This window comes from Sulfurimonas sp. ST-27, from assembly GCF_048081595.1.
GTDB classification, from domain to species: Bacteria; Campylobacterota; Campylobacteria; order Campylobacterales; family Sulfurimonadaceae; genus Sulfurimonas; species Sulfurimonas hydrogeniphila.
This window is the reverse complement of the sequence record NZ_CP182226.1, coordinates 39,775-55,431: the sequence shown is the minus strand read 5'-3', so window position 1 is coordinate 55,431 and position 15,657 is coordinate 39,775. Positions and strand designations below refer to the sequence as shown.

At 39.1% G+C, this 15,657-nt stretch carries 10 protein-coding genes; 4 read left to right on the top strand and 6 right to left on the bottom strand.

Features of this window, described 5'->3' with window-relative positions:
• The first annotated feature begins 131 nt into the window (after positions 1–131).
• On the top strand, positions 132–2,057 hold the full coding sequence (locus tag ACM66U_RS00240; RefSeq protein WP_418640860.1) for a DUF1538 domain-containing protein: 1,926 nt from the start codon (positions 132–134) through the stop codon (positions 2,055–2,057).
• A gap of 135 nt (positions 2,058–2,192) precedes the next feature.
• Here the strand turns inward: ACM66U_RS00240 and ACM66U_RS00235 are convergent, their stop codons facing one another.
• Genes ACM66U_RS00235 through ACM66U_RS00215 form a run of 5 tightly spaced genes read right to left on the bottom strand, consistent with a single transcriptional unit; the run spans position 2,193 to position 7,541 of the window.
• Positions 2,193–3,566 (bottom strand): chloride channel protein, encoded by a 1,374-nt coding sequence (locus ACM66U_RS00235; protein WP_418640859.1) that lies wholly within the window; start codon positions 3,564–3,566, stop codon positions 2,193–2,195.
• Positions 3,567–3,623: 57 nt separating this feature from the next.
• Positions 3,624–5,066 (bottom strand): TrkH family potassium uptake protein, encoded by a 1,443-nt coding sequence (locus ACM66U_RS00230; protein WP_346389091.1) that lies wholly within the window; start codon positions 5,064–5,066, stop codon positions 3,624–3,626.
• Positions 5,056–6,369 carry an NAD-binding protein gene (locus tag ACM66U_RS00225; RefSeq protein ID WP_418640858.1) on the bottom strand — a complete coding sequence of 438 codons (1,314 nt, stop codon included), beginning with the start codon at positions 6,367–6,369 and terminating at the stop codon, positions 5,056–5,058. Before ACM66U_RS00225 ends, ACM66U_RS00230 begins: the two co-directional genes overlap by 11 nt.
• 19 nt (positions 6,370–6,388) lie before the next feature.
• Positions 6,389–7,030 carry a DNA-binding protein gene (locus ACM66U_RS00220; protein ID WP_418640857.1) on the bottom strand — a complete coding sequence of 214 codons (642 nt, stop codon included), beginning with the start codon at positions 7,028–7,030 and terminating at the stop codon, positions 6,389–6,391.
• A gap of 13 nt (positions 7,031–7,043) precedes the next feature.
• Positions 7,044–7,541, bottom strand: a complete 498-nt coding sequence (locus tag ACM66U_RS00215; RefSeq protein WP_418640856.1) for a YajQ family cyclic di-GMP-binding protein — start codon at positions 7,539–7,541, stop codon at positions 7,044–7,046.
• 305 nt (positions 7,542–7,846) lie between these two features.
• Between ACM66U_RS00215 and ACM66U_RS00210 the strand changes: the two genes are divergently transcribed.
• The 3 genes from ACM66U_RS00210 to ACM66U_RS00200 are packed head-to-tail and all read left to right on the top strand — an operon-like array spanning position 7,847 to position 14,483.
• The gene (locus ACM66U_RS00210) at positions 7,847–9,559 is read left to right on the top strand and encodes a nitrite/sulfite reductase (protein WP_418640855.1); all 1,713 of its coding nucleotides are present in this window, start codon (positions 7,847–7,849) and stop codon (positions 9,557–9,559) included.
• 48 nt (positions 9,560–9,607) lie between these two features.
• Positions 9,608–13,453 carry an FIST N-terminal domain-containing protein gene (locus tag ACM66U_RS00205; protein ID WP_418640854.1) on the top strand — a complete coding sequence of 1,282 codons (3,846 nt, stop codon included), beginning with the start codon at positions 9,608–9,610 and terminating at the stop codon, positions 13,451–13,453.
• Entirely contained in the window at positions 13,443–14,483 is a 1,041-nt protein-coding gene (locus tag ACM66U_RS00200; RefSeq protein WP_151901423.1) for an HD domain-containing phosphohydrolase, read from the top strand. Before ACM66U_RS00205 ends, ACM66U_RS00200 begins: the two co-directional genes overlap by 11 nt.
• On the opposite strand, the gene ACM66U_RS00195 is transcribed toward ACM66U_RS00200, so the two are convergent.
• Positions 14,480–15,610, bottom strand: coding sequence for a response regulator (locus ACM66U_RS00195; protein WP_188110000.1), 1,131 nt, complete (start codon positions 15,608–15,610; stop codon positions 14,480–14,482). The genes ACM66U_RS00200 and ACM66U_RS00195 overlap by 4 nt on opposite strands.
• Positions 15,611–15,657: the final 47 nt, after the last annotated feature.

The window sequence follows — 15,657 nt, the reverse complement described above, 5'->3', positions numbered from 1 at the left end:
TATAATATTTTTCGATATTATTGCATAAAATAATTTCCGGAAGCGATGCTTTAGCTTCGTCTTTTAGTCTTCAAAACATAAAGCCCGCACTAAAGTACAGGTTCTGGAAAATTAACGAGAGGAGATATAACGTGCTGAGCATTTCAACTTTTTTGCAACTTCTAAAAGAGTCATTCCGTGACCTTTTGCCAATCATACTTGTGATTATGTTCTTCCAGCTTGCCATCATCCAGAGTGTCCCGCCAAACTGGCTGAGCACGTCCATAGGCTTAGGCATCGTCGGTGTGGGGCTTGCAGTATTTTTACTTGGTCTTGAAGTCGGGATTTTTCCTGTAGGAGAAGGGCTTGCGAGTGAATTTTCCCACAAAGGCTCAACCTTTTGGATTTTGATTTTCGGCTTCATGATAGGTTTTGGAACCACCATTGCCGAACCTGCGCTTATCGTCATCGCAGACAAGGCTGCAAGTATCAGTGCAGGACGGATTGACGCTACAGTGCTAAGAACTGTTGTTGCCTTTTCTGTCGGTTTTGCCATTGTTTTAGGGGTATGGCGCATCATTAAAGGGCATCCTATCCACTACTATATCATTGCAGGGTATATCCTGGTTGTCAGCGCAACGGCTTTTGCTCCCCAGGAGATAGTGGGCCTTGCCTATGATTTGGGCGGAGTTACCACATCCACTGTCACCGTTCCGCTTGTTGCCGCCCTTGGTATAGGACTGGCTTCTACCATCAAAGGGCGCAATCCTGTACTTGACGGCTTTGGTCTCATCGCCTTTGCTTCGCTCACACCTATGATATTTGTACAGTTTTACGGTATCGTTGTGTACCAGTTCATAGATGCTTCTGCAACTGTTGTTCCTGCTGTTATCAAAGAGATTGAGACAGTCAACCTGGACTTTAGCGCCATGACAATCTTAAAAGGACTGCTGGGTGTCATCACAGATGTCCTGCCTATTTTGGCGATTATTCTCTTTTTTCAGTACATCATTCTAAAAAAACCCATAGAAAATCTCAAGAACGTGATGATAGGTTTCGGGCTGGTTATTCTGGGGCTTGATGCCTTTATAGTCGGTTTGGAGATGGGACTTTTTTCTGTCGGTGAGACTATGGCATTTGAGCTTACCCGTTATGACAACAACCTTATCATCTACTCTTTTGGTTTTTTTATCGGTTTTTCAACCACCATGGCAGAACCGGCGCTTACAGCAATCGCTAGAAAAGCAAAAGAGGTCAGTGACGGTAAAATCAATGACTTTGTTCTTCGTCTTTTTGTAGCGCTGGGCGTTGCTATAGGAATTGCACTCGGAGCCTACAGAATCGTTACCGGCGGTGAAATAGTCTACTACATCATAAGCGGATATATTTTTGTCATCATTCTCACCTTCTTGGCACCAAAATACATTATTCCCATAGCCTATGACAGCGGCGGAGTCACAACCTCAACCGTTACAGTTCCTCTTGTTGCTGCTCTTGGACTTGGACTGGCAACAAACATAGACGGCAGAGACCCGTTGATAGACGGTTTCGGGCTCATTGCCTTTGCTTCTTTGTTTCCAATGCTTACCGTTATGCTCTATGGTATTATTACAGAAAAAATGGGCGTTAAAGGAGAGCGGGAAAAAGAAGAAATCCATATGGAAGAGTTGCGACATGCACTCGAAGATGTACAGAATATGGAACTCTCAACTATAAGAGTGGACGGTGCAGACGCACTACACCACTCTCCGCATATGAGCTTTTCTGCAGTACATGTAATCGTTCCAAAAGACAAACAGGAAGAGGCAATTATTGCAGCAAGAGATGCGGGTGCAAGAGGGGTAACTATCATGAGTGCACACGGTATGGGGCTTGAACATATGGAAAATTTTTATGACAGACTCCATGCGGGCGCGACTGATGCAAACCTGATGTTTATCACCCAGACAAAAAATGTTGACAAAATTATAAGAGAAATAATAACAAAACTCGACATCACAGGAAACGGCAGAGGGCTTACCTTCGCCTACCCTGTTTCTCACATCAAAGGCCTGCGTCTGAAACTCACTGATTTATAATGCTTTCTCGGAACCGGTACTTTCTATGTTGAAGCATGACTTGTGAAAAAAACTAAGTTTTTTTCTGCAGTGCCGGCTGTTGCAATAGTTTTGCCGCTCTCAGCCCGGACTGAAGTCCGCGTTCCAAAGAAATGCTTACTTCTTTTTGTTTTTTTTATGAAGTCTTCTTCGAAATTTTTCTATTTTATCTATCTCGTGTTTTTCCAGCGAAATACTTATATTTTCTACCTCTTCACCTATTTTTACACTCAGCATTTCGGATTTTCTCATGGCCAGAATCTGTGAAGAGAAGATACTTCTGTGCCCTGAAATCAAGAAGCTTATAACTGCTGCAAGTGCTGCATAGTGTGCGATATCTATCCCGAAGAGTTCTACTGCCATAATCGTTGAGGCAATAGGTGTATTTGTGGTGGCCGAAACAACACTTACAAAGCCGAGGGCTGCAAAAAGCGTAATATGTTCAGGAGAGATGATGGAGCCAAAAAAATGCCCGCTTGTTGCCCCGATGTAAAAGATCGGCGTAATGACACCCCCGCTTCCTCCTGCGGCAAGAGAAAGAGAAGTAAATACTGTTTTTAAAAGAAATGTATACCAGTGAATGTCCTGAGATGCAGCGGTATGGGGATTGAGAGCATCTGCAATTGTACTCATTCCCAAACCTATATACTGCTCACCGAAGACCAAGGTCAGTGCGACTATCAAAATACCGCCCACAAAGGCTTTGATGTATGTATTTATTTTGATGCTTTTTACATATGTATGGCTGTAGTAGATTGTTGTTATCACTATATCAGAGACAAAACCGAAAAAGAGTCCGGCAATGACCACTTTGGCTATCAGCCAGATATCCAAAGAGATATCCTGAAAAAAATGCAGGTCATAATAGGTATATTCTATCCCCAGAAACTGGGCTGTTGTAAAAGCGGCAAAACCTGCAATAAAAGACGGCAGAAGCACATCATACATAATCACACCGATAATTAACACCTCAACACCGAAGATTGCTCCGGCTATCGGGGTACCGAAAACTGTGGCAAAACCGGCACTGATCCCGCATACAACAAGCTTTTTTCTGTCTTGTTTGTGAAACTTCAAAAGCGTAGAAATAAAAGAGGCAACACCTGCCCCGATCTGCGCGCCAGGACCCTCTTTTCCGACAGAAGCACCTGCAAAAATACTTAAAACGGTCGCAAGTGTTTTTACGGGAATGACAGAAACATCTATTTTCCCGTTATCTTTATGAATTGCGGAAATAACTTTTTCCGTTCCGTGCCCTTCTGCACTCGGGGCAAAGGTTTTCACCAGCCATACAGTCAGAACAAGGGCAAAAGGAAGCGTATAGTAGTATTCAAACGGCAAAAAAGAACGGCTTGTTTCACTATAGGCTAAAATTTTTAAAAAGCCTGTAACTGTTGCACCAATCATTATGCCGATAATTGATGAGAGAAAAACCCATTTTGTAACACTGAAAAAAATAGCTGTCTGTTCTGTTATATGATTTTGTATCATCTCATTTTCTACTTTAAAGTCTTTAAAAAGATTATAACACTTTTTATTAAGATTGTATTAGAACTTTTTCCAAAAAGAACTGCTGAGCAGGACAAAAACAGTATAACACTCCAATCTGCCTATAATCATAGCCACGGAGAGAAAGATTTTGTCAAAATCAGAGAAAAAAGAAAAGTTGTCTGCAGGGCCTACCATAGAGAATCCTGGACCGATATTGCCCACTATGGCAAATGCACCCGAAACTGCAGTCATCGCATCATACCCCCGGGCATAAATATAGACGGTTACTATGGCTACAGTAATCATAAAAAGCGTAAAAAAACCAAACGTTGAAGACAAAATCCGCTCTTTTTGCTTGAGCCCGTCGATAAAAACAGAAATAATCATATTTGGATGCAGTATTCTTTTAAGCTCCGCAGAGAGTGTTTTAAAAATAATTACATGGCGGATGATTTTAATGCCGCCTGCCGTTGAACCGGCATTGCCCCCCATCAAAAGCCCCAAAAATATAATTGCTATAGCCAAATGCGACCAGGAGCCGTAATCTATAGTTGCAAATCCTGTTGTTGTCATGACAGAAGCAATCGTAAAAGATGAGTGTTTGAGGGCATCATAAAAAGAATCTCCGCTGATATCTACATGTACAAGACTCAAAGCAAGACTCAGCAGTAAAAAAACTGTAAAATACCATCTGACCTCTTCTGTTTTGTACCCGCTGACATCCCTGAAATAAAGCTTTAAATGGGCTAAAAAATTTATCCCTGCCAGCATCATAAAAATTGTCGTTGTCCAAATAATGCCATCATTGCCAAAAGAGCCAAGAGAATCATTTTTTGTAGAGAACCCTCCCGTGGAAACTGTCGAAAAGGCATGGTTGAGCGCATCAAACCAACTCATACCGAAAAACTTCAAAAGCAGCATGTCAACCAGTGTCAGCAGGGCATATACTATCCACAGACGCAAGGCTGTATCTTTTATTTTTGGTGTCAGTTTTTCAAGAGAAATTCCTGTTGATTCGGCTTTAAAAAGAGAGAGGCTTCCCGTAGGATTGATGACTGACAAAAGCCCAACGCCCAAGACAATAACGCCAAGCCCTCCAAGCCAGTGCATCAGACTTCTGTGAAAAAGTATCAAATGGGGCAGAGCTTCTATATCGCTGTAAACTGTTGCTCCCGTTGTTGTAAATCCGCTGACGGCTTCAAAAAACGAAGAGGCAAGAGACACATTTGTATAAAGAAACAGCGGTATGGCTCCGGCAACGCCAAGCAACACCCAGAGCAGATTAACCACCAGGATACTCTCTTTTATTTTCAAATCCAGTTCATGCTTTCTCAGCCACAGCCATACGCCAAGATTGATCAAAAAAAACACCCCGTCATAAAGCAAAAATTTTCCATACGCTTCTTTGTATATAACGCCTATCAAGACATCAAACAAAAAAAGTGCAGAAACAGTAATGCCTATAAGAGAGAGAATCTTCAGCACATTTTTATAGTTCATAAATCCATTCTTTTACTTTTGCACTTGTTTTTACTGCACAAAAAGCTACAATCAAATCATTTTCCTGCAGTCTCATTTTTTCACTGAGACTCCGTATCACATTTTCTCTTATATAAAAGAGGCTGGATTCTTTTACATGTAAAGGTTTTATCACTTTGTCAATAAGCCTCGAGGCGGGAAAAACTTTACGCATAAAAACCACTGCCTTTGCCCCGCAGTAACTTTTTTGAATAACAACACCTGTAGAACTGATCTCTTCCATGATTGCATTGTAGGCACTCATTTTTGGACCTCTGACAACGACTATCCCCAAAGAGTGCATCAGGTTGTAATATTCCATTTCATTGTTAATCGCAACCACTTTTTTTATGCCGCTCTCTTTTGCTTCGAGACATTTTATGATGTTATACTCATCATTGTTGGTCGCTGCTATAAAAATATCGGCACTCTCCAGTCCTTCATCTTCAAAAATATCATGCGAACCGTATTTATAGTTAATGATGGAGACCCTGCCTTTGAGCTCTTCGTCCGCTGTTTCACAAAGTTTTAAATCTTTTTCTACCAGTTTGACCTCTTTGTCTGCTTTTAGAAGTTCCTGTGAAATGGCAATCCCCAGTTCACCACCGCCAAATACAACACATCTTTGAATATCCAGAGTGTTGTCCACATCCAATTTCTGGCACACCTGCTTGATTTCATTTTCATCACCAAAAAAATAGACAAGATCATTGGGAAGAATTTCCACATCTGCATCAGGAATGCAAAAATCCTTCTTGCGTTCAATGCCGACTATTTTAAAATGCTCAGAACTGATGCTTTGCGGAAGTGTTTTGCTTGAAACCATAACAGAAATAAGTTTGCAGGGTGTGTATTTAAAAAATTTTACATTATTTGCTTTTGGGTACAAAAGAAGTGAAGAAACGGCCCCCGAGGTAAGCTTTAAAGGGAAAATAACTTTTTCAACAGCAAGTCTCTTTTGGATAACCTGCTCTTGAAAAAAATATTTTTGCACCCGTACAAATTTTCTCTTTACATGTAAAGCCGCATCTACTGTCATTGCAGCAATAAGATTTACATTGTCAATATTTGTCACTGCTATAAACAGGTCGATTTCCTGACCGATAAAACGCTTATATGTATGTATGTCTTCGACATCCCCCTGAAGCGGTAAAATATCCAGACTCTCCTGTATCCTGTCCAAAGCCTGTGAATTTTTATCAATGACAGTAACGTTGTGTCCCACACTCAGTGTTTTGGCAAGGTTAAAACCAACCTTTCCGGCACCCGCAATAATTATATGCATATACCACCCTTAAAAAAGATTAGCCAATTATATCACTATAGTCATATTTTTTTGTATCTATGTAATATTTTTTCCCTACAATAATAATTCTTTCATCTTTTTTTGCACTCTTTTTAAATCTTGCTTTGATTTTTTTGATTTTTTTTGCTGAAAAACCACGTTTTTTAAGATGCCTGTTTAAAGAGACAACCTTGCTCTCTTGGGCAACCTCGGATTCTATTACTGCCTCAAGCATCTCCTCCTCCTCGGCTACTGCTTCTTGCGGAGCATTGAGCATAAACTGTGACGAAATACTGCTGAGAATATTTTTGAGCTGTTCATCTTTTTCTTTATAGATTCTTTCTATTTTTTCACGCTCGGCTATAAGCATCTGCTCTTTTTGGTCTCTAAGGCTCCTTGTTTCATTCTCCAGAGTATCCACACGCGACTGCAGTTTTTGATTTTGTTCTTCAAGAAGTTTGTAATATCTGTCATTGCTGAGTGTGTTGCGTCTTGGCTGCACAGTTTTTCGCCCTGTTTTTGCCTGTGTCTCATCCAGCAGCACCATTTTGACACCGTCCTCTACAACACTTTGCAAAGAACCCCGTCGGACCCGGTTGTGTATAGCCTCTTTTGAAACACCAAAATACTCAGCCGCATCATTTATGCTCATCTTTTTCATCTTTTTTCCCCTGCTAACGCATGTTTTCAAAAACCAAAGGAGCTTCCCACTCGCCTTCACGCACCATCTTCATCACCTTTTGCAGATCATCAAGCTTTGCACCTTTTACACGGATAGAATCCCCTTCTATCTGGGCATTGACTTTGAGTTTCATCTTTTTAATATCTGCAGTGATTTTTTTCGCCTCTTTGGATTCTATATAATCCACAATTTTAAAAGTCGCCTTGCGTGTGCCTCCACTGGCATCTTCCACACGAAGTTCATCCAGCACTTTTGAGGAAAGCCCCTGTTTTAGCAGTTTTGCTATAACAATGTCTTTGAGTGCATCCAGTTTGTTATCACTCGAAGCAACAAGTACCAGTACTTTGTCTTTCTCTTTCAGATTCACTTCATACGGTGTTCCCTTGAAATCATAACGATTGGAGACTTCTCTGTCTACCAGGTTAATAGCATTTTTCAAATTCTGCATATCTATTTTTGCCGTTATATCAAACGAGTGTTCTTTTGCCATAGGTGTTATCCTTTTTTTGTTTTAATTATAACATAGTTTGTTTGTTATCAATAACAGTCGGTACTACAGAAAAAAAATTAGTTTTAAAAATGCAAGGTCGGCACTGAAGTACCGATTCCGAAGAAATATAAACCTCCTCTTAGGAACCCGTACTTCAGTGCGGGCTTTGCGGCTTGAAAGCACAAGGTCGGCACTGAAGTACCGATTCCAAACAGTATAAATCTAACTAAAATTGACTTATATCATCTCCATGTAAAGAAAAAATAGCTATTATCACTCTAATTATTTTACATCTAGGTACTTATATGCAAGAAGAGTTAGAAAAAAAACTCAACAAACGTGAACGCTACAAAGCCAGACTCAAACCCTATGACTATTTTGTCAAAGAGTTCGATACCATTGATTTTGAGAGTCTGGGTGAAGGTGACAGGTACTATCTGCAGGATTTTGGCATTTTCAATACCGATTTTTTGGAAGATGAATTCACCATTCGTATTCGCGTAGCCGGAGGCAGAATCAGCACACAACAGTTTAATTTTTTGGCAGATATTGTCAACAAATATGATTTAACCCTTGTAGTCACGGCACGTGCAGGCTTTCAACTCCATGATGTCGAAGCCGACGATGTCCATGAACTTTTTAGACTCTTGAATGAAAACGGACTCATTACCTGGCAAAGTTTTGGCGACAACATCAGAAATATAGTCACTGATGTCTATGACGGCGCCAACAAACACGCAAAAATTGAAGTCTATCCGCTGATACAACAGATGCAGGACTACATCATCAAAAACCCGAAATATGTCGGCATGCTGCCCCGCCGTGTCAGTATCGGTATCTCGGGTAACGAGGCAAATGTCAACTCCTTTTTTGCAAATGACCTCTACTTTGCACTTGCCAAAAAAGAAAACACTTACGGTTTTAATGTCTATATGGGCGGCAAAAATACGGAAATAGCACAGGATGCAGATGTATTTTTGCTTTATGAGGAAGTTTTTGATTTTTTTACGGCTTTTGTAGAGACATTTTATACGCACGGCTCACGCTTTTCACGTTCTAAAACCAGACTCTTTTACATGATAGAAGAGTTGGGGCTGGACAGACTCAAAGCACTTATCGAAGATGTCTATGGAAAAAAATTCAATGCTGCCGGCAAACTGCAGCTTTTTCATGGCGAATTTAATGAATTTGAACTTTTAAACAACAACAAATATGCCTTTTGTTATCAAACAGACTTCGCCCGTCTCTCGCCAAAAGAGATGCGCCAAATCAGCGACTATGCGAACAAACACGATGCCCATATTCGTTTGGGGATTGACCAAAACATCTATATTGTCGGCATAAACGAAAAAACAGCGCCTTTTGATTCGCCCGCGCTCAGCTCTACAGTAGTATCCTGTGCCGGCAATCTTTGTCCCTACGCAGTTTGGAGCATTAAGGATGAAAGTGCCAAATACCTGCCCCTGGAAAAAATCTACGAACATAAAATAAAAGTCGGGTTTTCAGGCTGTGCCAAAGGGTGTGGACGCCATCGCCATACCGACATCGGGCTCATAGGCTTGAAAACCAATAACTTCGGAGATACCGACGGCGGCGCAAGAGTTTTTATAGGTGCCGAACACGACAGCGGAAAAAGTGTGGCAAGACAGCTCTTTTCCATGGTGCCTTTTGTGCACCTAAAAGAGACAATAACACTGATTGTAAATCTTTTTGAAAAAAGCAAATATAAAAATTTTCAGCTCTATGCACATCATCTTTTGAATAAATATTCCGAAGATTTCTTAAGTCTTTGGCATCTGTACAATCTCAAAAACAAAACAGCACTCACACTTCCAAAACAAAATAATATACTTACATGTAAAGAAGAAGAAAAATTGCTTTTTGAAAGTTTTTCAGATGTAATACTTATAGAAAACGACTTTAAAAAGAGTGTAAGTGCTTTAGCAAAAGAGTTATGGACGGTAGAGGGAAAAGACCCACACTACAAACCGCCTATGAAAAGGATAAATGTCAGATAAAGTTTAAATTTGCTAGAATAAATAAAAAAAGATTATACAGTATCCTTTATGAAACAACTAAACTATAACTACACATCAAAAAAAGAGTTCATCGAGTATTTACATGTAAACGATGTGCCTCTTTTTGATGACAAAATTTTAATCCAAATATTCACCTCTTTACAAAATAAAGAAGAGATAGAACGCATTGCAAATGATGTCTGTGCAATCCTGCCTCATGCAAAACTCATCGGCTGTTCAAGTGCGGGAGAGATTCTTGAAGACAAAATGCTGGAGAGAAGTGTTGTTTTAAGTATCTCTGTTTTTGAAAATACAACCCTCCAAACATTATACATGGATGATGAAAATTCCTATCGGCTTGGTGTCAAAGTTGCCAATGAACTTTTAAAAGACGATACAAAATGTGTCATCTCGTTTGTAGATGGATTATCACACATTGGAGAAGAGTACCTTAACGGCTTTAACTCCTGCAATAAAACAGGCGTTCTTGTAGCCGGTGGTATGTCTGCAGACCTTTTTAGCTTTGATGATACTTTTGTCATTTATCAAAACAAAATTTACAAAAAAGGTGCTGTTGGAGTTGCGCTCAGAGGAGAAGACCTTGAAGTCACAAGTGATTACAACCTTGGCTGGAGAGCCGTCGGTCCGACTTTTACAGTGACAAAAGCAGAGGGCAACAGAGTTTATGAAATAGACAACAAACCCGTAAAAACACTCTATACAGAAGTTTTAGGCGAAGACGTTGTGACAAATCTTCCCGCCTCGGCAGTCGAATTTCCTCTGTTAAAGCAAAAGAACGGTGTTTTGGTTGCGCGTGCAATGGTGAGTATTCTCGAAGATGAAAGTATCCTCTATGCAGGACTTTTTGAAGAAGGAGACAAAGTCAGTTTCGGTTTGGGAAGTGCCACACAGGTGAATGCACATCACCCTGAAGAAATACTCAAAGAAGAAAACAAAGAAATTCAGGCTGCCTTTATCTACTCCTGCGCCGCACGCAAGCAGTTTTTGTCCTTTGAGTTGGAAAAAGCATTCTCCCACATAGCACAACTTGCCCCTACAGCAGGCTTTTTTACCTATGGCGAATTTTATACAGACACGCAACAGGCAAATCTGCTCAATATTACAAATACTCTGCTGTTTCTTAATGAAAAAAATACACAACATATAAAAAAAGAAGCACCAAAACAAACAGACGCACCTGTGCAAACAGGTAAATTGACAGAGAGTGCCACCCTGCACCTCATCGACTATGTCTCCAAAAACCTTCAACTCCAACAAAAAGAGTTTGATGCAACAAAATTCAAACTTAACGAATTTTTAGAAGCCATCAACAGTGTTGTCATTATTTCAAAAACTGACTTACAGGGAAAAATCACCTATGTCAATGAACAGTTTGAAAAAATCAGCGGCTACAAAAAAAGTGAACTGCTGGGAAAATCGCATAATATAGTACGCAGTCCTCTGATTGAAGCAGATGTATTTAAAGATTTATGGCAAACCATACAAAAAGGCAATATCTGGCACGGAACACTTTCAAACCGCAAAAAGGACGGCTCTCTCTACTATATAAAAACACATATCTTTCCAATTTTTGATCAAAACCATACTATCATAGAGTATTTGGCTATCCGCGAAGATATAACAGATGTTATCGAGAGTAAAAAAGCCTATGAAAATCAACTCAAATTTACAAATATGCTCCTTGACAATGAAGAAAACATAGTCATTGTCACAAAAAACAATAAAATAGACAAAGTCAATCAAGCATTTTACAGGCGCTTCGGATATAAAACTTTAGAAGATTTTACAAGCTGGCATGAGTGTATCTGTGACCTTTTTATAGAAAAAGAGGGCTATCTGAAAAAAGAAAAAAGACCGAAAGTCTGGTATGACACAGTTTTAAAAGAGCCTTATAAAATTCATCTGGCAATGATGCTTGATGCAAATAACCAGGAACGGATTTATCATGTACGGTCCCGTCAGGTTGTTTATGATGATGAAACCATCTATATCATCAATACCTTCAATGACATTACCGAACTCGAGCAGGCAAAAGAAAAAGCACAACGGGCAGAAGCGGCGCAGGCAATGTTTTTGGCAAATATGAGCCATGAGATACGAACACCGATGAACGGTATTTTGGGCTTTGGAGAACTTTTGCAAAACACCCAGCTATCAGATACACAAAAAAAATATGTAGATATCATCAACAGTTCAACCCAGACACTTTTAAACATTATTAACGATATTCTTGACTCTTCAAAAATTGCCAACAATAAAATAACACTTGAACATATAGAAATAAATCCTTATGTTGAGTTCAATACAACCTATGAGCTTCTTAAATCATTGGCAGAAAAAAAATCATTGCTCTATCTGCATAAGTTTGATACAAAAATGTTTGAGTGCATTATCAGTGATCCGACAAGACTGCGCCAAATCATTACAAACCTTCTCTCAAATGCCATTAAATTCACTCCTGAAAATGGAGAGGTTCTCTTTCAGACGGAGGTTATAAAAACAAATAACGATTTTCAAACTATCCGTTTTAGTATTCATGATACAGGCATAGGCATACCAAGAGAAAAACTGCAAACTATATTTAAACCTTTTTCTCAAGCCGATGACTCTACCACACGTAAATTCGGCGGTACAGGACTCGGTCTCACCATAAGTGCAGATTTGGTAAAACTCTTTGGAGGCAAACTGGAAGTAGAGTCGCAAGAAGGCAAAGGCACCACATTTTTCTTTGATTTGGAATTTAAAAAGTGTACAGGCATGCCTACATTGAAGAAGCTTTTAGCAGACTATGAACTGATACTCATAGAAGACAATCATGAATTTGTTATACAAAAGATAGCCCAAACATTAGACTCTTTTCATCTGAACTATACACGTTTGCCCAAAGAGGATGATTTTACAAAGAAACTTTCTCAAAACACTATTTTATTAACCCTGGATACCACTGTTGGTATGCAGGCAAGAGATCTTCTCCCGCGGGAACAAATCATCTGTATCAGCGATACATGCAATAATGAGCATCTTGATTGTATTGATTTGACTTTTGATGAATCTTTTGGTTCGAATTTATATAATTTTCTTCTCTCCAAAATGCAAAATCATGCTGCAATGCATAAAGAAAACGAACAGATTATAACACAGACATTAAAAATTCTTGTTGCCGAAGATTATGACATTAACCGCATGCTTATAGAATCTCTTCTGAACAGACATCCAAACATCAGTTATGAATTTGCAAATGACGGGGAAGAAGCTGTTCAAAAAGCAACGGCTTCCTCGTATGATATGATATTTATGGATGTCAATATGCCAAAAATGAACGGTATCGATGCAACAAAGAAAATACGACAAAAACTAGAGCATCATATTCCCATCATAGCGCTCACAGCCAATGCACTTGACGGAGACAAAGAGCGCTTTCTCGCTGCAGGAATGGATGACTATATAGCCAAACCTATCCAAATCAAGGAACTCCAAAGAGTCATCACAAAATATGCTCCCACACAGAGTATTCACACAGATGACAAACCCGGTGACTTTAATTTTAATGCTCTGCTTAAAGAGATAAAAGAACGCTTGGAACTCGATGATACCATCATCATAAAACTTCTGAGTGCTTTTACAACAAACTTTCGCAGCGCACTTGAAGAACTTGAAACTGCATTTGAAACAAATGATACACAAACCATACTGCACCTGGCCCACAAACTCAAAGGTTCCTCAGCAACACTTGCCCTGGATGAAATAGCTGATATAATGGGAGAGATAGAAAAAGATATAGCCAATAATATTTCAATTAGCTATAATGACAAAATTAAAACACTCAACACCTATACCAATCTACTGGAGGATGGTTTAAAAGATGCAACATAAACTACATATTGTCATAGTCGATGACGAAACAGTCAATCTGCTTTTACTCGAAAGTATTGTAAATGCAGAAGGCTACGAGCATATCCAGACTTTTGAAAATGCTCACGAAGCATTAAGCTATATACAATCAAACACTGTTGATGCACTCATTACCGACTTCAATATGCCTGAAATGGACGGGATAGAACTTCTCAAGCAGGCAAAAACACTCTATCCTGACCTGGTAAGCATTATGATCACAGCCAATAATGACAACGAAATGATGCACCGTGCCCTTGAAAATGGTGTAACAGACTTCTTGACAAAACCTATCTCTCCGCTTGTTTTTAAACTGCGTTTAAATAATATTTTGAAACTGAAAAATTCTCTCAATATCACGCAGCATTTCAATGAACTTTTAACAACAAAGGTAGAAAAAGCAACAGCCGCATTGCAAAAGAGCGAATATGAAGCCCTTGAGGTACTCTCAAAAGCAGCAGAGTACAAAGATCCCGAAACAGCAAGCCATATCAGCAGGGTCTCTCACTATTCTAAGCTTTTGGCAAAAGCAGCCGGACTCTCTGAAGAAGAACAAAATATTATTTACTATGCCGCTCCTCTGCATGACATAGGAAAAATCGGCATTGATGACGCCATTTTACTCAAACCAGGAAAACTGACAGAAGATGAATTTGAAAAAATGAAAAAGCACTCCATAATTGGTGCGAAAATATTGCAAGGCAAAGAGAATATTTTTCTCAAGGCAGGAGCAGTCATAGCCCAGTCACATCATGAAAAATACAACGGCAAAGGGTATCCAAAAGGACTCAGTGGCAAAGAGATTCCTTTATATGCCCGAATTGTAGCTGTTGCTGATGTATTTGATGCACTGACATCAAACCGGCCGTATAAAAAAGCATGGGACTTTGACAAAGCCTTACAGCTGTTAATCGCCGAAAAGGGAGAGCATTTTGACCCACAGATTGTCGAATATTTTATCCAAAACATAGATGAAATAAAAACCATCTATGCCAAATTTCAGGATGATTAACTACAGTTTACTTTTTCAAAAGAGATTAAATATTCATTTTCTTGCATTGGAAATGCCTTCACAAGATAATGCTGGCCTTGCTTATCTGTCACCTGTTTGCTGTATGTCTGATAATTTTTCATCGTTATAATGATATCTTCAATAAATTTTGCGTCAAACTTTCCAAAAGCCTGTGCCATATTTGAAGAAGACTCTCCAAACTCATTTTTAAATTTTTCGTTTGCATATTTCAATTTTGTATCTGTATAAAAGATTGCCGTTGCATAAAACTCATTTAAATAACTTTTGCAAAGTGTACTGACTTTCATGCTGCATTGCAGTTCAGTTTCAATCTGTTTTTGACGAATAACCTGCTCTACTTTTAATTTGAGCTCTTCAGGAGAAAACGGTTTTTTGAAATAATCCAGCACCCCCGCTTTATACGCATCTCGCATCACTTCTATATCTAGGGTACTCGAAATCATAAACACCGGTAAATGGAAATTTTTTTCATCTTCTTTGATTTGCTTCAAAGCCTCTAACCCGCTCATATCCGGCATCTGCATATCCAACAGCATTAAATCAATCTTGGACTGTGCGACTTTTTGAATCGCTTCTGTACCATTGTGTGCCTCAAGAATCGTATACCCGCAAGAAGATAAAATATTTTTCATCATTCTTCTGATAACACGGGAGTCATCGACTATCAGCAGTGTATAATTTGGATTTATTTGCATACTTTCGATAATGGACAAAATCTCTTTGACTGTTAAATTTGCATTTTTTCCTTTGAGCAGATAGTCCAGTATCCCGAGTCTGAACAACTCGTCTCTTCGCAAAAGATCATTTTCTGAAGTAAATATAACAATTTTAGTCTCTTTGTTGGCTTCTTTAATCTCATCAATTAAATCTTCACCTTCTCCATCGGGAAGATGCAAATCAAGAATAACAAGAGAAATTTCATTTTCTTGCAAAATCTCTCGTGCCTTTGCCAAATCATAACTCTGCAAACAGCGAAAACCCTGTTCTTTTAATCTTGCTGTTAATGTATTGTTAATGACTCTTGAATCTTCAACAATAAGAACAGTAAAATTTTCATTTTTAATTCTTTGTTTTTCCTGTATACAGCTAAACATATCTACTTCCATTAATTTTTTCTGAATTTTTCTTATCATTATATCTTATTTGCGTAAAA